Annotated in this window: 16 protein-coding genes and 2 rRNA genes (1 of these 18 cut by a window edge); 3 read left to right on the forward strand and 15 right to left on the reverse strand. The window is 63.5% G+C overall.

The window, feature by feature from the left end:
• Nucleotides 1–107: 107 nt before the first annotated feature.
• Entirely contained in the window at nt 108–2,885 is a 2,778-nt protein-coding gene (locus FPZ08_RS13480; RefSeq protein WP_146290495.1) for a glycoside hydrolase family 2 protein, read from the reverse strand.
• Nucleotides 2,886–3,029: 144 nt separating this feature from the next.
• Here FPZ08_RS13480 and FPZ08_RS13485 point away from each other — a divergent pair, with 144 nt between their 5' ends.
• The gene (locus FPZ08_RS13485) at nt 3,030–4,052 is read left to right on the forward strand and encodes a LacI family DNA-binding transcriptional regulator (protein WP_146290496.1); all 1,023 of its coding nucleotides are present in this window, start codon (nt 3,030–3,032) and stop codon (nt 4,050–4,052) included.
• Nucleotides 4,053–4,055: 3 nt separating this feature from the next.
• Here the strand turns inward: FPZ08_RS13485 and FPZ08_RS13490 are convergent, their stop codons facing one another.
• From FPZ08_RS13490 to FPZ08_RS13510, 5 genes are all read right to left on the reverse strand, one after another.
• Nucleotides 4,056–5,135, reverse strand: coding sequence for a LacI family DNA-binding transcriptional regulator (locus FPZ08_RS13490; RefSeq protein ID WP_425457544.1), 1,080 nt, complete (start codon nt 5,133–5,135; stop codon nt 4,056–4,058).
• Between the two features lie 89 nt (nt 5,136–5,224).
• Nucleotides 5,225–5,605 (reverse strand): carboxymuconolactone decarboxylase family protein, encoded by a 381-nt coding sequence (locus FPZ08_RS13495; protein WP_146290497.1) that lies wholly within the window; start codon nt 5,603–5,605, stop codon nt 5,225–5,227.
• A gap of 147 nt (nt 5,606–5,752) precedes the next feature.
• The gene (locus FPZ08_RS13500) at nt 5,753–6,481 is read right to left on the reverse strand and encodes an ABC transporter permease (RefSeq protein WP_146290498.1); all 729 of its coding nucleotides are present in this window, start codon (nt 6,479–6,481) and stop codon (nt 5,753–5,755) included.
• Entirely contained in the window at nt 6,481–7,275 is a 795-nt protein-coding gene (locus FPZ08_RS13505) for an ABC transporter ATP-binding protein (protein ID WP_146290499.1), read from the reverse strand. The genes FPZ08_RS13500 and FPZ08_RS13505 overlap by 1 nt, the downstream gene beginning before the upstream one ends.
• A gap of 25 nt (nt 7,276–7,300) precedes the next feature.
• Nucleotides 7,301–8,278: an ABC transporter substrate-binding protein gene (locus tag FPZ08_RS13510; RefSeq protein WP_146290500.1), complete on the reverse strand. Its 978-nt coding sequence runs from the start codon at nt 8,276–8,278 to the stop codon at nt 7,301–7,303.
• A gap of 383 nt (nt 8,279–8,661) precedes the next feature.
• Between FPZ08_RS13510 and FPZ08_RS13515 the strand changes: the two genes are divergently transcribed.
• Nucleotides 8,662–9,330 (forward strand): EthD domain-containing protein, encoded by a 669-nt coding sequence (locus FPZ08_RS13515; protein ID WP_186766998.1) that lies wholly within the window; start codon nt 8,662–8,664, stop codon nt 9,328–9,330.
• 53 nt (nt 9,331–9,383) lie between these two features.
• The gene (locus tag FPZ08_RS13520) at nt 9,384–10,067 is read left to right on the forward strand and encodes a GntR family transcriptional regulator (RefSeq protein ID WP_246132915.1); all 684 of its coding nucleotides are present in this window, start codon (nt 9,384–9,386) and stop codon (nt 10,065–10,067) included.
• 34 nt (nt 10,068–10,101) lie between these two features.
• On the opposite strand, the gene FPZ08_RS13525 is transcribed toward FPZ08_RS13520, so the two are convergent.
• The 9 genes from FPZ08_RS13525 to FPZ08_RS13565 all read right to left on the reverse strand — a co-directional run.
• Nucleotides 10,102–11,025 (reverse strand): ABC transporter substrate-binding protein, encoded by a 924-nt coding sequence (locus FPZ08_RS13525; protein WP_186766999.1) that lies wholly within the window; start codon nt 11,023–11,025, stop codon nt 10,102–10,104.
• Nucleotides 11,026–11,047: 22 nt separating this feature from the next.
• Complete coding sequence (locus FPZ08_RS13530; protein ID WP_146290504.1) at nt 11,048–12,379, reverse strand: amidase; 1,332 nt, start codon at nt 12,377–12,379, stop codon at nt 11,048–11,050.
• Entirely contained in the window at nt 12,376–12,945 is a 570-nt protein-coding gene (locus FPZ08_RS13535) for an amino acid synthesis family protein (RefSeq protein ID WP_146290505.1), read from the reverse strand. The genes FPZ08_RS13530 and FPZ08_RS13535 overlap by 4 nt, the downstream gene beginning before the upstream one ends.
• A gap of 57 nt (nt 12,946–13,002) precedes the next feature.
• Nucleotides 13,003–13,752 (reverse strand): sulfite exporter TauE/SafE family protein, encoded by a 750-nt coding sequence (locus tag FPZ08_RS13540; RefSeq protein WP_186767000.1) that lies wholly within the window; start codon nt 13,750–13,752, stop codon nt 13,003–13,005.
• Between the two features lie 23 nt (nt 13,753–13,775).
• Nucleotides 13,776–15,206 (reverse strand): NAD-dependent succinate-semialdehyde dehydrogenase, encoded by a 1,431-nt coding sequence (locus tag FPZ08_RS13545; protein WP_146293162.1) that lies wholly within the window; start codon nt 15,204–15,206, stop codon nt 13,776–13,778.
• Between the two features lie 66 nt (nt 15,207–15,272).
• The gene (locus FPZ08_RS13550) at nt 15,273–16,490 is read right to left on the reverse strand and encodes an FAD-dependent oxidoreductase (RefSeq protein ID WP_210246801.1); all 1,218 of its coding nucleotides are present in this window, start codon (nt 16,488–16,490) and stop codon (nt 15,273–15,275) included.
• Between the two features lie 22 nt (nt 16,491–16,512).
• The gene (locus FPZ08_RS13555) at nt 16,513–17,709 is read right to left on the reverse strand and encodes an amidohydrolase family protein (RefSeq protein ID WP_146290508.1); all 1,197 of its coding nucleotides are present in this window, start codon (nt 17,707–17,709) and stop codon (nt 16,513–16,515) included.
• Between the two features lie 243 nt (nt 17,710–17,952).
• Nucleotides 17,953–18,068, reverse strand: a 5S ribosomal RNA gene (gene rrf / locus FPZ08_RS13560).
• Between the two features lie 129 nt (nt 18,069–18,197).
• Nucleotides 18,198–19,059 (reverse strand): 23S ribosomal RNA (locus FPZ08_RS13565) (it continues 1,861 nt past the right edge of the window).

Below are 19,059 nucleotides of genomic sequence, written 5' to 3' on the forward strand. Positions count from 1 at the left end.
GGGGTGAGGGGTTCAGGGTCAGTAACGAGCACAATGCCCATGCCAACCGCTGAACCCCTCACCCGACCCTATGGGTCGACCTCTCCCCCTGAGGGGAGAGGTGAAGTTCAGATCGTTCCCCGATCCACCGACAGCTCCTTCGTCGCCACCACCAGCGCATCGAACAAAGCCGCCGCCACCGGATCGGCGCCCGGCGCCTCGCTGGTCAGCCGGAACGTGGTTGCCACCACCCCGCCGCGGCCCACGCGTTTTTCCCCGATGATGGCCGCGGGCTTGTGCACCCAGCCCACCACCATACCGGCATGGACATTGTTGCCGAATTCCCAGGGCCGGAATCCGGTCAGCAGGTGATGCGGTACCACGCCCGAAAAGCTGAGATCGAAGATCGGCCCGCCCGGAATATTGGCGAACGGTCCGTCGCGCCGTATCCAGGAGAAGCCGGCAATCCAGTCGCCGCGCCAGATCGTGCCGTCGCGTTCCACGAGGCTGATCCCCGGCAGATGCTGGTCGAGGCTGGGACGGAACACCTTGCCATCGGCGACGATGCTGCGATGCGGCAGCTCGCCGTCGGGCATGTCGGTACGCAGGTTCTTGTTGGTCTCGACCGAACCGTCGGCCAGGATCAGGAAGCGCCCGCCCGCCTTCATCACTTCGACATCGGCACCGTCAACGGCGTGGCACAGCACGATATCGGCTTCGCCCGCCGGCACCACGCGATAGCCCAGCCCCGTCGCATAGGTGGCCAAGCCCGCATCGGCGGCGGCAATCGTCGGCAAAGCCGTGGTGTCGCGCCTGGCATAGAGGGCGATGTCGCAGCTATTGCGCGCCACGACATCGCCGCCAGCCTCGAGCACAAAATCAAGACGTACCATGCGGCTCGCGCCGCCGGCCGGGAGGTCGATCTTGAGCACTTGCGGGCTGGTAGCAGAGACAGGGTCGGTCGCCGCAATGGCGAGCGAGCCGGAAGCATCGCCCGACCAGCGCAGCGTCGCGCCATCTGATAGCGCCTTGCCGCCCGTCGCGATGGTCACTTCGATAGCAAGCGTTTCGCCGGCATAGGCCGCATAGCGCTCGGGCCGCGGCACGATCACCGTATCGGTATTGATCTGGGCAAACACGTCATGGAACACACGCGGATTGCGCTCCATGTCCATCAGGCCATTGGCCTCCCAATGCACATCGGTCAGCTCGGTGATGACATAGCCCATGATCGAAGGATGCAGCCGCATCTGCTCGATCTGGTAGCGCAGGTTCATGAACTGGTACCACTGCACGTTTTCGATGAAGGCATCGAACGAGCCGAAGGTACGGCCCAGGTCCAGCGCGCCGAAGCGCTCCTCGACGCCATGCGGCAATGCCGCCCCATCGCCCCAGGGCGAGCCGGTCTCGAACCAGTCGGGCTCGCTGCCGTCTTCGCGACGGAGCTTGCTCGGATCGGGCAGGCCCCACACGCCGAATTCGGAAACGATCAGCGGTTCATCACCCCGCCGCTCGGCATCGCCCAGCGTCGAATAAGTCCAGTCGGCGCCGGCGGCAAATTGCGCCGTGATGTCGTCCCATTCCTGGCGGCGCTCCGGCACCGAGCGGTAATAGTGATAGTCGTTGAGGTCGGACTTGACGTGGAAATTGGGGAAACAGGCGGAATTGTCGACCACCAGCCGGGTTGGGTCCTCGGCCTTGAGCCAATCATAGCTGTCCTTGAGCCACTGCCGATGCTCGGCATTTTCCACCAGCCGCGTGCCCCAGTCCTCGTTGATCAGCGTCCAGGCGATGATCGAGGGATGGTTGCGATCGCGCTTGAGAATGCCTTCCATCGTCTCGCGCATGCGCCGCGCGGAATCGCTGGTGAAATTGGCGACATTGGGCACTTCGGTCCACACCAGCAGGCCCAGCCGGTCGGCCACCTCGTAATAGCGCGGGTCCGGCACCTTGATATGGCAGCGCAGCAGGTTGAGCCCGAGATGCTTGGCCTTGCGCGCCTGGTCTTCGAGGAATTCCAGCGAGGGCGGCGTATAGATGCCGTCAGGGTAATAGTCCTGGTCCAGCGCGCCGCGCATATAAAGCGGCTGGCCGTTGAGCAGGATTTGCCCGTCGCGCGCCTCCACCGTGCGGAAGCCGAACGTCGTGACCACCTTGTCGCTGCCGAGGTCCACGACCAGCGAATAGAGATTGGGTTCGTCCGTCGACCACAGCAGCGCCCCGGCCACGGCCAGGCTCGCGGAAACCGCATTGCCCGCCGTCACGCTGGTCTCGGCCACGACATCGCCATTGGCGTCGAGCACTGAAAGCTGCGCCGCCATGCCGGCAGCAGGAGCCGAAAAGCCCAGCGCGACCGAAACCGTGCCGTCCATGCCTGCCGACACCACGACATCGTCGACATGGCGCGGATCGCGCGCTTCCAGCGCCACCGACTGCCACAGCCCGCCAATGCGGCCATACCAGCTGATCTTGCCATGCGGCACTTCACCGAACGGATAGTCTGGATAGACCCTGCGGTCGGCCGAAGGCATGGTCACGCGGACTTCCAGCTCGTTCTGCGCCTTGAGCGCCGATGCCGGCAACACGATATCGAAGGGCAGGAAGGCGCCTTCATGGCTGCCCACCACCTGCCCGTTCAGCAGCACTTCGCAGAAATAGCTGACGGCGCCGAAATGCAGCACCAGTTCCTGCGATGCCCAGCCGTCGGGCAGGGTGAAGCTGCGCTTGTAGACGGCGCGGCCGCTGGTATCGACCAGGTCGGAAAATTCGGCCTGCCACGGGCCGGGCACATGCGCCTCGCGCCAGGGACCATCCTCGTGCCGGAACTGCCAGACCCCATCCAGCGACAGGCGCCGGCGCATGCCCGTTTCCGTATCCGCCACCTGCGCGAGACCCGTGCGCTCCATTTCCACCCTCAACCAATATTAGTTATATATTTATCACCATAGGACCAGAGTGATCTCGTTGACAAGAGGGGTTCTTGCGTGGCGCAGGAAGGCCGCAATCTGCTAGAAGGACAAAAGCGAACAAACAGCGGGAAAAAGGCAGGCATGCCCGTGGAAAAACGAGCGACGATGGTGGACGTGGCCGAGCTGGCCGGCGTGTCACAGGCAACCGTTTCGCTGGTTCTCAACGGGGTTCCCAATGCCCGCGTCTCCAAGGCGACCCGCCGCCGCGTCATCGAGGCAGCCGAAACCCTGTCCTATCGGCGCGGCAAGGCCCACCCGGTGCCCGAGGGCCGCAAGCGCGTCATCGGCCTCATGCTCGATGAAGTTTCCACCACCCCTTTCGCCACGCCCTTCATCGAAGGCGCCCGCGACGAAGCGGCTTTGCAGGACGTAACCGTCGCGACATTCTGCACCCGCTCCGACCCGGCGCTGGAACAGGCGGCCATCGATCTGTTGGTCTCGCAGAAGACCATCGGCATCATCTACGCCTCGCTCATCACCAGGCAAGTCACTGTTCCCGAAGCCTTTTCCGAGCTGCCGCTGGTGCTGCTCAACTGCTACGAGCGCAAGCTGCGCTACCCCTCGGTCGTGCCCGGCGACCTGGTCGGCGGCTATACCGCGACGCGGGCGCTGCTGCGCGCCGGCCATCGCCGCATCGCCCATATGACCGGCGAAATCATCGTCGAGGCGGCCGTCGATCGCGAAAAGGGCTTTCGCCAGGCCATGGCCGAATGGAACGCGCCGGTCGACGAATCGCTGGTCATCCAGGCCGGCTGGACCATTCGTGGCGGCCGCGAAACGGCGCTGGCACTGATGTCGCTGCCCGAGCCGCCCACTGCCATCTTCTGCTTCAACGACCGCATGGCCATGGGCTGCTACGAAGCCGCCCGCATGCTGGGCCTCTCCGTTCCCGGGGACATTTCCATCGTCGGCTTCGATGATGAAGACCTGGCGGTCAATATGGAGCCGCCCCTCTCCACCATGGTGCTGCCGCATGACGAAATGGCCCGCTGGGCCGTGGCCGAACTGCTCGACAGCTACAATGATGCCGACCAGGACGAGCGCCAGCAGAAGGTCAAGATCGAGTGCGAACTGATCGAGCGCAACTCGATCGCCCCGCGCTGAGCGCTAAGCTTTTGGCTTTGCAACCGAATCCCGCTCGACCAGTGGGCATTCGAGCTTGACCAGCGGATAGCGCCCCTGCCCCGGCACGAATTCGCCGAGCTGCTCCACCACCCAGGCCCCCATGGCCCGATGCGGCAGGATGGACGTGGTCAGCCGGGGATGCAGGTGCCGCGAGATTTCCTCGTCGTCATAGCCCACCACGGCCATGTCGGTGGGAATATCGTATCCCGCCTCCTTGAGCGCTTCATAGCAGCCGATGGCCGTCCGATCATTCTGGCAGAAGATCGCCGTCGGCGGCTCGGGCAGCGCCAGCAGCGTGCGCGTCGCGTCATAGCCCGAACTGGCCGACCAATCCCCTTCCACCACCAGCGCCGGATCGAACGGAATATCGGCCGTGGCCAGCGCCCGCCGATAACCCTTGAGCCGGTCCTGCGCCGCCTCCATCCAGATTTCGCCTGTAATCGTGGCGATGCGCCGATGCCCCTGCTCGATCAGGTGCCGCGTGCTGCGCTGCCCACCGGCAATCTCGCTGGGCACCACGGCCGGACAGATCTGGCTGGCCGTATAGCAATTGAGCAGGAAAACCGGCATTTCCAGCCCCAGCAATTGCTGCGGCAGCTCCACTTCGCGCGTGAAAATCGTCATATAGACCAGGGCTGAAACCCGCTGCTCCACGAAGGTGCGGATCAGCTCGGCTTCCAGCTCCTCGTCATTATGGGTATGGGCCACCAGCACCACATCGCCGCTGGCCCGCGTCGCCTGCGTCAGCCCCTCGATGGCCACCATGGCCTCCGGGCTCGTCGCCAACTGGTCCGCGATGAAGCCGATGCGCCGCCGCCGCGCCGTCGATACCGCTGCCCCCGCAACCGGCGGCATCGCATAGCCCAGCCGCCGCGCCGCCTCGAACACCCTCTGCTTGGTTTCGGCCGAGAGCTTGATCCCCGGCGCATGATTGAGCACGAAGGAAACCGTCGCCTGCGAACACCCCGCCTCGCGCGCCACGTCGGTCATGGTCACCCGCCGCCCACCACCGCGCTTTCCTCGCATTATCTGCGGCTCGATTGTGTCGGCTGACCTGGGCATGGGGAATCCGTTTCGATCTGCCCCAATGCTAATACATGATCAGCACTCATTATCAAGTATTAGCAAACAGGTCCGGCCAACGGACGGCGTCAGGCGTCCTTGTCTGCGTCGAAGACCTCGCGGGCCAGACGGAAGGCATCGACCCCAGCAGGCACGCCCGCATAGACGGCCACCTGCATGAAGATTTCGCGGATCTCGTCCTTGCTCACGCCGTTTCGCAGGGCGCCCCGCACATGCAGTCGCAGCTCATGCGGGCGATTGAGGGTGGCGATCATCGCCAGGTTCAGCATGGACCGCGTCTTGAGCGAAAGGGTCTCGCGCCCCCAGACGGCGCCCCAGCAATATTCGGTAACCAGCTCCTGCATGGGCAGGTTGAAATCATCCGCCGAGCGGAAGGCCGCTTCGACATATTCGGCGCCGAGCACGCTTTTGCGTATCTCCAGCCCGCGCTCCTGCACGTCCTTGCTCATCGCGTTTCCCTTCCATCAAGATAGGGGGAGGGTCACCCGTGGCACCCTCCCCTGCTCGCTACTCGGCCTGCCCGGTCACCTGGATATGCCAGGGGGCGATCTTGTTCTCGAGCCACTGTACGCAGGCGTTGAGAGCAATGGCGAAGGTCAGCAACACGATGATGGGCGCGAACATTTCGGCCGTCTCGAAATTGTTCGCGGCGGTGAGGATGATCCCCCGAGCCCGGAAAGGGCGGTGAAGAACTCCGCCACGATCATGGCGATGATGCCTTTGCCCACGGCCAGCCTGATGCCGGCCATGATGTAGGGCACCGAGGCCGGCAGCACGATCTTCTGCAGGATATCGCGGCGGGTGCCGACAAAGGATTCGCCGACTTCGATCAGCGATTTGGGGATGGATTTCACCCCCGACCAAGTGCTCATGCAGATCGGGAAGAACGAGAGCGTGGCGACGATGGCCACTTTCACGGTGAAGCCCAGCCCAAACCAGAGCATGAAAAGCGGCGTGATGGCGATCAGCGGCATGGCATTGCCGGCAGTGACATAGATGCTGAAGGCCGCTTCGAGGAAGCGGAAACGACCCAGCAGCATGCCGATCGGGATGCCCAGGATGGCGGCCAGGCCGAAACCCACCACAAAGGGCTGCAGGCTCTGGAAGAAGGCCTTCGGCAGGCGACCATTGGCGGTCAGCTCGAACATCTTGGCCGCGATAGCCGATGGATAGGAGCCGAACAGCGGGTTGACCTGGCGGCCAAAGATTTCCCACAGCAGCAGCGCAATGGTGACCGAGGCGATGGTGATCACCCGGCGGTTTGTCAGGATAGTCGTCAGGTCCATGCGCAGGCTCGACGGTGCGGGAGCGTGATCGGTGGTCATCAGGCGGCCTTTCTCGCGTCGGCGTCCATTTCGTTCTTCAGCAATTCCCACAGGCGCAGTCGCTTTTCGCCGAATTCGGGGTTGCCACGCAAAGCGGCCAGGCTGGGCCGCGGGCGCGGCAGGCGCATTTCCAGGGTCTCGGCGACACGCCCCTGGCTCATCACCACGACGCGGTCGGCCAGCAGCACGGCCTCGTCCAGGTCGTGCGTGACCAGGATAATGGTCTGTTGGGTCTGGGCCTGGATGGCCATCAATTCGTTCTGCAGGCCCTCGCGGGTCTGAGCATCCAGCGCTCCGAATGGCTCATCCATCAGCAACACATCGGGACCGATAGCCAGGGCCCGGGCGATGCCGACACGCTGCTTCATGCCACCCGACAATTGATGCGGCAGCCGGTCGGCGGCATGGCCGAGACCAACCAGTTCGAGGTAACGCCGGGCCTCGACATCACGGGTCTGCTTGTCCATGCCCTTGAGTTCGAGCCCGAAGGCCACGTTTTGCACAGCATTGCGCCAGGGCAGCAATTCGGAGTGCTGGAACACCATGCCCCGATCATAGCCACAGCCGCTCACCTGGTTGCCGTTGACGATGACCGAACCGCCACTGGCTTTCTCCAGGCCCATGATGATGCGCAGCATCGTGGTCTTACCACAGCCGCTGGCACCGGTGATTGCAACGATCTCTCCCCGTTCCAGGGAAAAGGAGACCCCGCTCAGCGCGTGCACGTCTCTTGTATTGCCCGCTACCTTGGTTCTGAACGTCTTGCTGACATTCTGGATTTCGACCAACGCCATCGAGGGGGTCTCCTTTGTCTGTCGTTTATTGGGCGGCGAGGAGCGCCTTGGCGTCCTCGAGCACTGACGTGTCGACCATGGTGGCCGGATCGAAGCCGGCATCCATATTGCCGGTTTCACCGAGCAGGTCGCTCAGCCACTTCAGCTTTTCGACGTCGACCGTCATCTCCGGATCGACCGCGCCAAATTCCACCACTTCATCATAGATCATGACGGGCGCTTCATCCTCGGGAGGAAGCTCTGCCTTGTCATAGGACAGGGCAAGCGTGGCCTCCTTGTTCTGCAGGGCGAAGCTGAAGCCCTTGAGCTGGGCCGCCAGGAAGCTCGCGATATAATCAGGGCTGTCACGCACGATATCGCCGCGGGTCATGATGCAGAAGCGCACATATTCGGGCACCACGTCGCGGGCATGGACCAGCATGTGCAGCCCCAGCTCGGGCGCCTTGGCATTGAACTCGCTGGAGCTCGGCGCGGCGGTGATGAGGTCGGCCGAAACGGCGGCAATGCGCTCGGCATCGCTGCCGGCCACGGTGAAATTCACGGCATCGAGCGGGATGCCGGCAGACTTCACCACGGCGCGCGAGAACAGGTCGGGCAGCGATCCGGGCGCCGAAACGCCGATCGTGCCGCCGGCAAGCTGGTCTACGCTGGTGATCTCGGGCTTGGTGAACAGGGCATAGGTCAGCCCCGGCCACGGACAGGCAATGATCTTGATGTCGGCGCCCTTGCTCGCAGCGATCATGGGGCCGCCGGGATTGCCGATATAGGCATCGAGCTCGCCCGCCAGCAGGCCGCGCAGCAGGATGGAGTCGCCCTTGAAGGACTGCATGTCGATATCGAGGCCGAAGCTGTTATCGAAGCCGTCTTCGGCGCCCATATAGACAAAGCCCGCATCGCCCTTGGTGGCGACGGTGCCGTAGCGGAACGGCTCCAGCGACTGGGCCTGAGCCAGGCCGGTGGTAACGAGAATGGCTGCAGCGGCAAGGCCGGCGCGCTTTTTCATGATTTATCCTCCAGATTGATAATGGGTCTAGGCACTCTCACCGTGCTCACTGCGAAGTGTGGTCACGGGCACATCGTTCACGCTTCTGCCCAGGGATGAAATCCAGGCCGCCTCGGCACCTTCTCCTCCAGATGCGGCAGCCCGAAACCCGATCATCCCAAGCCAGGTCCTGTTCGGCCGCAGGTCGAGCCCGACTGGCTCGTGCCTTGTCCATGCACCCACGCCTTGAGACGGAGCGGGCCGGTGGCCTTGAATGTGGATTGCGGATTCCTCAGGTTTCCCTTTGCTGGACAATCACAGACGAGATGACGTAGTATCGTCATACAAGATTTGTCACGTCAAGAGAGGTAATGATGCGACCTGGCGGTATACTTTTCTCCGAGATGACGCCCGAGCCCAGTTGGGAAGCCGAATTTCACGACTGGTATGATACAGAGCACATCCCGGTCAGGATGGCGGCGCCGGGCTTTTTGGGCGCACAGCGCTACAATCGCCAGGAGGGTCCGGGCTTCCTGGCGGTGTACGACATGGAAGCGCCGACCGCCCTGCAGACCGAGGAGTATAAGCGCATCAAGGGTGAGCCGAGCGAGCGCACGGCGCGCATGCTTCGCGATGTTTCGGGCTTCACGCGCTACACCGGCAAGCTGCTCAGCTGGCAGCAGCAGGAGGGCATCAGTGATACGGAGGTTCTCGAAAGCCCCGTGCTCTATCCCGTATTTTTTACCGTTCCACCGGATCGGCAAGCGGATTTCAACGCCTGGTACACCGAGGATCATGTGCCCAAGCTGCTGCAGGAGCCCCAATGGCTCGGTTGCCGCCGATATGAAATCGTCGATGGCGCTCCGCATGACTATTCCCATATTGCCCTGCACCACCTGGCTTCCGCGCAGGCTTTGGAAAGCCCGGCGCGTGCTGCCGCGCGAAACACGCCCTGGCGGGACCGTTTGGCGAGCGAAAGCTGGTTTCGCGGCACCTATATGATATTCCTCAGGCGCGGCGCGCGCTTCTCGGCGCAGCAGGCCGGCCAGAAACTGGAGAGCGACGATGAATAAGATGGAGGGGGCCGGCAACCGCTTGGGGGGGAGGAGCATCGGGCGTGCAGGACATGCCCGATTTGCGCATCGTACAGCCACGAGCCCTGTTGCGGGAGCAGGTGCTGGACAAGCTGCGCAACGCCATCATCGAGGGCTGGTATCCGCCCGGTACCCGCCTTATCGAGCGCGAACTCTGCGAAGCACTGGCCGTCAGCCGCACATCGGTGCGCGAAGTTCTGCGCCAGCTCGAGAGCGAACAGCTGGTCACGGTTGAGCCGCGCCGGGGCCCCACAGTCGCCTCCATAAGCCTGGCCGAGGCCGAAGCCATCTACGAAACGCGGGCCATCTTCGAAACCGCCGTCGTTCGTGCCTTCATCGAGCGTGCCGGCAAAGCCGAATTCAGCACCTTGACCCTGGCCGCCCGGGAGTTCGGTGAAGCCGCCGAGACGAATGATCGCCACAAGCTCCTGTCGAGCATGAGCCTGTTCTACGACACCCTGCTGCATGGCGCCGGCAACCCGGTCCTGCAGGGGGTGGTGCGCCAGCTCATGGCGCGCGTGGCCTTCCTGCGCAGCAAATCCCTGAGTGAACCGGGCCGGTTGAAATACAGCGTGGCCGAAATACAGGAAATGTGCAGCGCGATCCTGGCGCGGGATGCGGAGCGGGCCGAAAAAGCCGCTGCGAACCACGTGGCGCGGGCCAGGGAAGCGGCGGTGCGCCAGCTTTCCCTCGAAATACCGGCAAGCGCCCGCTGATTGCTCGCGCCGGAACCGGCGCCAGCCCGTTCGGTCAGTTGGACCACAATGCGCTGAATTGCGTGGCGACTATGTCTTCAGGAGCCAGCATCCGCTTGGACAGACCATTCGCCATGGCAAACCTGTTGAGGCCTTCGATGGCGTCCGGCCCGATGCTTGCGTCATAAAACGGCGCGTCCCGGGCAACGAGCACCGGTATGAGCTCAGCCTGGTCCTTGGGGAAGAGATCGTCACCGACCTTTCGTGCGAGATTGGGATCGGCCTGCAGCGCGCGCTGGGTGGCCCGGATCGCGCGGATGGCCGCGGCGGCCACTTCCGGCTCCTTTTCAATCAGGGCGTCGGTGGTGGTGAGCGCCGCGAAATTATAGAACCGCGCGCCCGGCGGGCCGTCACCACGCCGCAAGTCGAGATGCAGCTTGGCGAGACCGGCTTTCTCGGCCAATGCCAGCCGCATGCCATTGCCCCAGAACGCATCCGCGTGGTTCTCGCGGATCGCCCTTATGCCATCAAGGCTGTGCCACTCCGAATGCGTCGCCAGGCTCTCGACGATCTGGACCTCATCGCGGTCCATGTCCATTCCGGCCTCGGAAAGCATGTATTTCAGCGCGGTGCGCGGAAAGGCGAATGACGAGGCAACGCGCAGGCCCTTGAGGCCGGCAATATCGCCGCGCTCGATCTCGATATCCTTGCGGATGCCCATGAACCAGTAGGAATATTGCGACAGGGCGCAGAGCAGCTTGGCGCCCTTCCACATCGGAAACGCCCGCGTCGCCGCGAAGGCCGGCCCGCCGAAGAAATGAATGGAGCCATCGCGCAGCTTTTCCGGCCCGTGCTTGGCGCCATATTCCGGGATGAACTCGATCTCGACGCCTTCAGCCTGGAAAAAGCCAAGCTTAACCGCGGCCGTGGCGACGAAATAGGAAGGCGAGTCAACGTCCGCAACCATCATCTTGTACATTTCGCGGTCCTTCCGACCAGTTTCAGGCGTGTTCGAGGCGCCAGCGCGCCACCGCCATGAGATCGGCATCTTGCCCGTTCCTGCCGATCAGCTGCAGGCCCATGGGCAAGCCGCTATCCTGCAGGATCGGCAGGGTGAGCGCCGGCACGCCGAGCAAGGACGCCGGCACATTCATGGCGGGGCTGCCCGTATTGTCGGTGACACGCGGCGCGGCCCCTGTTGCCGCCAGGGTGACGAAGCAGTCGACACGCTCCGCCAGACGGCCGAAACGCTGCCGGATGGCATCGCGACGAGCCAAAGCCGCCTCGTAGTCGTCCCGGTTCATCGCCTTGCCGGCCGCCAGCCGCTGCTGCATCGGCGGGCTGAGTTTTTCGTGGGGATAGCTGCGCAGCGGCCAGGCGAATTCCCACGAAAGGATACGCTCCGTCAGCTGCCATGCGTCCAAAAGTGCGGCTTCCAGCTCGGCAAGCTCGCCGTCTTCATCACTCACCAGTTCCACGCCGGATTGCCTGATGGCATGGATCTCCTGGTCGAGCGCGATCCTGGCGCCCGGCTCGATCTGCGACCATCCGGCGGTCTTCAGCAGCGCCATCCGCTGCGGTGCCCGACTGGCAGGCAGACGCTCGCTACCCCTAAGGGTGACGCGGCCCGGATCCCCGCCGACGCGCGAGGCAATCGCCGTCGCCAGGCCCCAGGCGCCGTTCAGGCTCGTTGCGATCGTGCCCAGGCAGCTCTGGCTCAACTGGTCATTGGCGCCGCCCCGGTTAAGCGCGCCGAAGCTGGGCTTGTAGCCGACCACGCCGCAATAGCTGGAAGGCCGGATGATCGAGCCGACCACCTGGGTACCCAGCGCGCCGCCCAGCATGCCTGCGCCGACCGCTGCGGCCGAACCGCTGCTCGAGCCGCCCGGCGTCCGCTCTATGTCGTGCGGATTGCGCGTCGCGGCAAAACTGTGACGCGTCGCGAATTCGGTCGTGGTGGTCTTGCCCAGCACCACAGCACCCGCCTCGCGCAAAGCCTGCACGGCGGCGCCGTCGCGCCGGGTGTGAAAGCCCGCCCAGATCGGCGAGCCCTGTCCGGTGGGCATGTCTTCCGTCTCGATGACGTCCTTGATGCCCACCACCATGCCGTCGATCGGCGACAACGGCTCGCCCGCCTTCCAACGACGGGTCGAGGCTTCGGCCGCCGCCGCCGCACCGGCCCGGTTGAGCGCGGTGAAGGCGGCAATCTCGGACTCGCGCGCATCGATCACCGCCAGATGGGCGGCGAGCACGCTGCTCGGGGTAGCGGTGCCGGCGCGATAGGCGGCATCCGGCTCGATCAGGAGGGGATGCGGCGCCGCGTCCTTGCTCATGCCGACGCCAGGATCTCTTCGTAGCGCATGCCGCCGACGCGCGCATTGATGCGGCCGCCCGTGCCCATGCAGAAGATGATCGCCACTTCATCGGGCATCGGGCCGTCGGGGATCAGCAGGGTCATGCCGTCATAGTGGGAGCGGACATAGACATCGTCCTTGCAGTTCATCGGCACGTCGATCACGGCGCCGGGCGCGGCCACCTTGGTCATCGACGAAATCCACGCCTTGGCGCCGCCAATAGCCTCGCGGAACGGGTTGGCGAAGGTGGTGGTGAGCAGCGCATTGGCATGCTCCTGCTCGCCCAGCAATCCCACGACGCCACCCTTGCCGTAGCTTTGCACCCCCATGCCGTCCAGCGCCCGCACGGCACTGGCGGCCATCTGGCGCCCAAGGCCTTCGCTGGCCTCGATCAGCGGGGAGAGGTCCTCGACATACCGCCCGATATAGGGGTTTTCGAGGATGTAAATGACCGCAACCTTGCGCAGGGGCACGTTGGCCTGCCGGCCAGCCTCGACCCGCTTGTCGTCGATCAGGGTGAAGGTGCGGCGGATGTTAAAGTCCATGGAACAGCTCCAAATATCACTATCGATCTTTGTCATACAATAATATGGCAGTCAACCTTAGCCAGCCGGGATCAACGCTTCCCACAGCATCTTCGCGGCAAGCCCCGCCAGAAGCAGCATGACCAGCCGGTCGAAGACCTCCCGGGAAATCTTCCGGGCGATAAACGTGCCGAAGGACATGCCCATGAGCATGGGCAGCAGCGCCACGCAGCTCAGGAGAAAGCCGAGCGGGGTGAGGACACCGGTGAAGGCAAGCGCCGGCAACTGGACCGACGCAAAGGTCACGAACAGCATCGATGTCGTGTTCATGAAACTCTGCCGGTCGAGCCCCATGGCATTGAGAAAGCTCAGGGAAACCGGCGCCGAAATGCCCGCGGAGCCCTGGACGACACCGCTTATGAAGCCGAAAACGGCGGCGAGCCGAAGCGCCAGCGGCGCACTCAGCCGCCAATTGCTCTTGGTCAGCCGCAGCACGAGATAGAGCACGACCGCCAGGGCGACGACCAGCGACAGGGTTCGCGAATCCAGCCCCACCAGCGCCCAGGTGCCCAGCGTCACGCCAATGGCGGCGGAGAGCAGGAAGGGCACCAGGAAATTGGCGCGCAGATGATGCTGCCGGTTCTGCCACATCTGCATCGCATTGGTGATGAGGTTGGGCACCGTCATGATCACGATGGCAAAACGGACATCGTGAAAGGCGACCAGAGCGGGCACGGCCAGAAGCGGCGCCCCCGCCCCGGTCGCACCCTTCAGGATTCCCCCACAGGCGAGGCTGACGACGACAATCACCAGTTCAAAGACGGGCAAGGTGCTCTCCATTTGGCGGAGCGTCAGGCGGCGGACGCGTCGAGGCCGCCCATGCAGACATATTTGACCTCGAGATAATCCTCGATGCCGTGGCGTGAGCCCTCCCGGCCCATGCCGGATTCCTTGACCCCGCCAAAAGGCGCGACCTCGGTGGTTACCAGCCCCTCATTGACCCCGACAATTCCATAGTCGAGCGCCTCGGAAGCGCGGAAAGCGCGCCCCAGATCGCGGGTGTAGAAGTAACAGGCCAGGCCATATTCGGTATCATTGGCCAGCCGCACCGCCTCCTCTTCGGTCTCGAAGCGGAACACCGGCGCCAGGGGCCCGAAGATTTCCTCGCGCGAGAAGCGCATGGCGGCACTGGCCTCGGCGATAATGGTCGGTTCAAAGAAATTGCCACCCAGTTCATGGCGCCGGCCACCGGTCACCACCTGGCCGCCCTTGCCGACGGCATCGGCAAGCAATTCCTCGACCTTGCCGAGCGACTGGGAATCGATGAGCGGGCCCAATTCGACCCCCTGCTCCGCCCCGGGCCCGACCCGCAATTTCTGCGTGGCGCGGGACAGCTTCTCGACGAATTCATCGTAGACGCCCGCCTGGACATAGAAGCGATTGGTGCAGACGCAGGTTTGCCCGGTATTGCGGAACTTGGCATTGATGCCGCCTTCCACGGCCCGGTCGATATCGGCGTCGTCGAAGACGATAAAGGGCGCATTGCCGCCCAGCTCCATCGACACCTTCTTCACCGTGCCCGCCGCCTGGGCCAGCAGAACCTTCCCCACCTCGGTGGAGCCGGTGAACGTGATCTTGCGCACCAGCGGATTGCTGGTGAGCTCGCCACCGATCTCGCGGGCGGAACCCGTGATCACGTTGACCACACCGGCAGGGAAACCCGCACGGGCGCAGAGCTCGCCCCAGGCCAGCCCCGAATATGGCGTCTGGGTTGCCGGCTTGCAGACGATGGTACAGCCCGCCGCCAGCGCCGGGGCGATCTTGCGCGCCAGCATCGACGAGGGAAAATTCCACGGCGTAATGGCGCCGACAACGCCCACCGGCTGACGGGTGGCGAGCAGCCGCCGCCCATGCCAGGGCGATGGGATGATTTCGCCATAGACCCGCCTGGCTTCCTCGGCGAACCACAGGACATAGGCCGCGCTCATGCCGATTTCCCCGCGGGCCTCTGCCAGCGGCTTGCCCTGCTCGCGGGTCAGGATCTGCGCCAGCTCCTCCTGGTTTTCCAGGATCAACTGGTGCAGGCGGCGCAGCATCTCGGCCCGCTCACCCGCGGTGGTCTTGCTGAAGCTCAGGAAAGCCGTATGCGCGGCCTCGATGGCGCGCCTGGTCTCGGCCGCACCGCCATTGGCGATCGTGCCGATCGCGGTGCCGGTGGCCGGGTTATCCACATCCAGCGTCCCGCCGGACTGGGCATCACACCACGCGCCGGCAATATACATCTGCTGGCGGAACAGGGGGCTGTCGCGAAAATCTTGCTGCACTTGCTTTTCCTTTGCTGGGAACCGTCACGCCGCCTGCAGCGCCGTGGCCTTCCGATTGGCTTCCAACATGGATGCCCGCATGAGATAGGCCTTCGCGCTGACCGGATCGGCAGCGATGCGGCGCATCTCATCGAGATTGGCCCGGCGCGTCTCGGGGTCCTTGGCCTCCAGCCGCTTCTTGTTCTGGATGGTCTGGGCCTGCACGAAATCCACGGTCAAGGTGCGGCGCTGCAGGTCATAGAGGTCGAGCAGCGTATCGGACGCGCCATGCCAGACGCGGGCGAGCTTGTCTGCAAGGTTGACCGCGTCCTGGATGCCGCCATTGAGGCCCATGCCGCCAATCGGATTGTTGACATGGGAGGCGTCACCGGCCAGCAGGATCCGGCCCTGCCGGAAGGTCTTGGCGACGCGCTGATGCACCCGGTAGAGATTGCGATGCACGATCTCGTAGCCCCCGTCTTTGGGGAAGAAGCGCTCGAGCCGGGCATGCACGGCTTCATCGGAGAGCAGTTCCGCCTCGGTCTGGTCGGGCGAGGTCGGGAACACTGTGCGCCAGAGGCCTGGAGGGCCATCGGCCGCGACCTTAAAGCAATTGCACCATTCCTCGGGGTCAGCAAAATAGCTGCGGAAGCAATAGCCGCGGCTGGCTTCGAAATCGAAGGGCGTGGTGAGAACCAGGAATTGCTCGGCCCAGGTAAAGCCCTCGAACTCGATATTGGCCCCCTTGCGCACGGCACTGCGGGCACCATCGGCACCGACAAGATAGCGCCCCTCGAACAGGCGCTGGCCGTCCGGCGTCTTGACCGTCACCTCGACCCGGTCGTCATGGCTCACGAAGCTCACCACTTCATGGTCGAACAGCACTTCGGCCATGGGCTCGTTGCGCAGATGCCTGAGGACGATCTGCGCCGTCTTGAACTGCTCGCACTGGACCACATAGGGATAGGCGGTTTCGTCGGCGATCAGGGCGTGATCGAATTCGGCCACCATTTCTCCGCTGGGACGATCCCAGAACTGGAAGATCGGCGCCACCAGGCCTGCAGCGCGCAGGTCCTCTTCCAACCCGAGCGCGCCCAGCATTTCCAGCGTCGCGGGATGGGTGGTGGCGGCCCGGGGATCTTCCTGCAGGCTGGCAAAGCGCTCGAGGACGGTCACCGGCACGCCGCTGCGCGCCAGGCTCAGCGCACAGATGAGGCCGACGGGGCCGCCGCCGCTGATGATCACGCGATTCTTGTCGGACACGGCTTTCTCCTTGAAAATGGGTTCAATGCGCCGCGGCGCTGAAATCGCGCGGCAGGCGGTTTTCGGCAACCCGTATCGGGCGGGTAGGTGCCGGGGTATTGCGGCTGCGCCCGACGAAGCGCGGCACGCCATCGCTGAATACGGCCCCTACGGCGACCGGGTCACCGTGACGAAGCGCGCCAAGCGCGCTGTCCTGGGTGCCGCCGAGTGGCGCATCCACGAGGATCAGGTCGGCATCCCGGCCGGGGCGCAGATATCCCGAACTACGGCCATAGACCCGGGCATTGTTGCCGGTTGCCGCCCCGATGACCATTTCGGGCGGCAGGTCGAGCAGGCTCGACAGGTGGGTGATGGTGTAGAACATACCCAGCGGCATGATGCCCGACCCGGTCGGCGTGTCGGTCGCAATAAGCAGCCGGTCGAACTGGTCATGGGCGATGGCCTGCCGGGTGCAGAGCAGCGCCGTACGCAGATTGCCGGCCGTGCAGAGCTGCAGCGCCACCTGGCTTTCGGCCACCACGCGCTCGAAATGCGCATCGGGCATGGCGACCGGCCCGCCATTGATGTGGAACGAGACATGCGGATCGATGGCCAGCACATGCTCGCCATCGATCGGGGACGAACCGGGAATGGAGGCACCGCCGGTATGCAGCGTGGTGATCATGCCGTGTTTGCGCGCCATGGCCACCAGCGGCGTATAGTCCAGCGGATCGGCAAAGGCGCCGAAGCCGGCCTTGGCAAGCCACACGCCGGCGGCGGCCAGTTCGGCAAAATCCGCCTCGGTCAGTCCGGGCTCCAGGATCACCGATCCGGCCCAGACCCGCATACCGCCGGGGCGGTATTGGGCAAAACAGCGCTGCGCCGCGATGGCGAGGGCCTTCACACCGACAGGATCGGACGGACGGCCGGGAACATGCACTTCCGAGGCACTGATCGCCGTGGTGACCCCGCCATGCAGATAGCTTTCCAGATAGCCCACCGTCTTCTGGCGCGGCGTATAGTCACCGAAGGTGATGTGGACATGGGAATCGATAAGGCCCGGCATGGCGGTAGCGCCCGCCGCATCCACGACGACGTCGCAGGATGCCAGCGCGGCTGCGTCAGCCGTGCCGACGCTCTCGATCAGGCCGTCCTGCATGAGGATCGTGTCACCGCTGGCCAGGGGCTGGCGCCAGTCACCACTGACGATGCACCCCAGATTGACGACAGCAGTACGCATTTCACCCTCCCGACTTGCGACACAGCCATTCTTGTATGACAAGATGACGATATGTCAACACCGACCAAGGGAGTGATTGTCAGATTTTGCCGCCGCCGCTCAACCAGGCGAGCGAAGCCTTTAAGCAGGCCGCGGCCTAGGCACCCGCAGGACCGGCGCCAAAACGCAAAAACCCCTCACCGTTTCCGGTGAGGGGTTTTCAAATTTCATTCGACATCTAAAGAGATCATACGTTTTTGGCAGACCTTGCAGCGACCTACTCTCCCAAGCCTTGAGACTTAGTACCATTGGCGCAGAGGAATTTGACGGTCGAGTTCGGGATGGGATCGGGTCTTGGGCTCCTCGCAAAAACCACAAGGTCAGCGAAAAACGTATGAGTGAATTCTGGTTTGTTGTTTGGACAATCGCTTTCCCATGCAAGAAGCGATGTCTGGTGTATTTCTGAACCGATCGAATTTCACAGTCTATGCGGACATAGATTAATGAGAACGATCAAGCCAATCGAGCTATTAGTACCGGTAAGCTTCACATATTGCTACGCTTCCACACCCGGCCTATCGACGTGGTGGTCTTCCACGGCTCTCAAGGGAATACTAGTTTTGAAGGAGGCTTCCTGCTTAGATGCTTTCAGCAGTTATCCCGTCCGAACTTAGCTACCCTGCAATGCGGCTGGCGCCACAACAGGTCCACCAGAGGTTCGTCCAACCCGGTCCTCTCGTACTAGGGTCAGCTCTTCTCAATATTCCTACACCCACGGCAGATAGGGACCGAACTGTCTCACGACGTTCTAAACCCAGCTCACGTACCACTTTAAATGGCGAACAGCCATACCCTTGGGACCTGCTCCAGCCCCAGGATGTGATGAGCCGACATCGAGGTGCCAAACAATGCCGTCGATATGGACTCTTGGGCATTATCAGCCTGTTATCCCCAGCGTACCTTTTATTCGTTGAGCGATGGCCCTTCCACGCGGGACCACCGGATCACTATGACCGACTTTCGTCTCTGCTCGACTTGTCAGTCTCGCAGTCAGGCAGGCTTATGCCATTGCACTCGAGGAACGATTTCCGACCGTTCTGAGCCTACCATCGCGCGCCTCCGTTACTCTTTGGGAGGCGACCGCCCCAGTCAAACTACCCACCATACGCGGTCCCGGACACTGTTATGCCGCGGTTAGACATCTATGACGATAAGGGTGGTATCTCATCTTGCGGCTCCACAAGAACTGGCGTCCCTGCTTCAAAGCCTACCACCTATCCTGCACATGCCGACACAAATGCCAGCGTAAAGCTATAGTAAAGGTGCATGGGGTCTTTCCGTCTGACCGCAGGAACCCCGCATCTTCACGGG

Origin of the sequence: Devosia ginsengisoli, from assembly GCF_007859655.1 — a bacterium.
GTDB lineage: Bacteria > Pseudomonadota > Alphaproteobacteria > Rhizobiales > Devosiaceae > Devosia > Devosia ginsengisoli.

Excerpts from the sequence above, each read along its gene's own strand:
- FPZ08_RS13480 (WP_146290495.1), bottom strand. The coding sequence starts at position 2,885 with ATGGAGCGCACGGGTCTCGCGCAGGTGGCGGATACGGAAACGGGCATG.
- FPZ08_RS13485 (WP_146290496.1), top strand. The coding sequence starts at position 3,030 with ATGCCCGTGGAAAAACGAGCGACGATGGTGGACGTGGCCGAGCTGGCC.
- FPZ08_RS13490 (WP_425457544.1), bottom strand. The coding sequence starts at position 5,135 with ATGCCCAGGTCAGCCGACACAATCGAGCCGCAGATAATGCGAGGAAAG.
- FPZ08_RS13495 (WP_146290497.1), bottom strand. The coding sequence starts at position 5,605 with ATGAGCAAGGACGTGCAGGAGCGCGGGCTGGAGATACGCAAAAGCGTG.
- FPZ08_RS13500 (WP_146290498.1), bottom strand. The coding sequence starts at position 6,481 with ATGACCACCGATCACGCTCCCGCACCGTCGAGCCTGCGCATGGACCTG.
- FPZ08_RS13505 (WP_146290499.1), bottom strand. The coding sequence starts at position 7,275 with ATGGCGTTGGTCGAAATCCAGAATGTCAGCAAGACGTTCAGAACCAAG.
- FPZ08_RS13510 (WP_146290500.1), bottom strand. The coding sequence starts at position 8,278 with ATGAAAAAGCGCGCCGGCCTTGCCGCTGCAGCCATTCTCGTTACCACC.
- FPZ08_RS13515 (WP_186766998.1), top strand. The coding sequence starts at position 8,662 with ATGACGCCCGAGCCCAGTTGGGAAGCCGAATTTCACGACTGGTATGAT.
- FPZ08_RS13520 (WP_246132915.1), top strand. The coding sequence starts at position 9,384 with ATGCCCGATTTGCGCATCGTACAGCCACGAGCCCTGTTGCGGGAGCAG.
- FPZ08_RS13525 (WP_186766999.1), bottom strand. The coding sequence starts at position 11,025 with ATGTACAAGATGATGGTTGCGGACGTTGACTCGCCTTCCTATTTCGTC.
- FPZ08_RS13530 (WP_146290504.1), bottom strand. The coding sequence starts at position 12,379 with ATGAGCAAGGACGCGGCGCCGCATCCCCTCCTGATCGAGCCGGATGCC.
- FPZ08_RS13535 (WP_146290505.1), bottom strand. The coding sequence starts at position 12,945 with ATGGACTTTAACATCCGCCGCACCTTCACCCTGATCGACGACAAGCGG.
- FPZ08_RS13545 (WP_146293162.1), bottom strand. The coding sequence starts at position 15,206 with ATGTATATTGCCGGCGCGTGGTGTGATGCCCAGTCCGGCGGGACGCTG.
- FPZ08_RS13555 (WP_146290508.1), bottom strand. The coding sequence starts at position 17,709 with ATGCGTACTGCTGTCGTCAATCTGGGGTGCATCGTCAGTGGTGACTGG.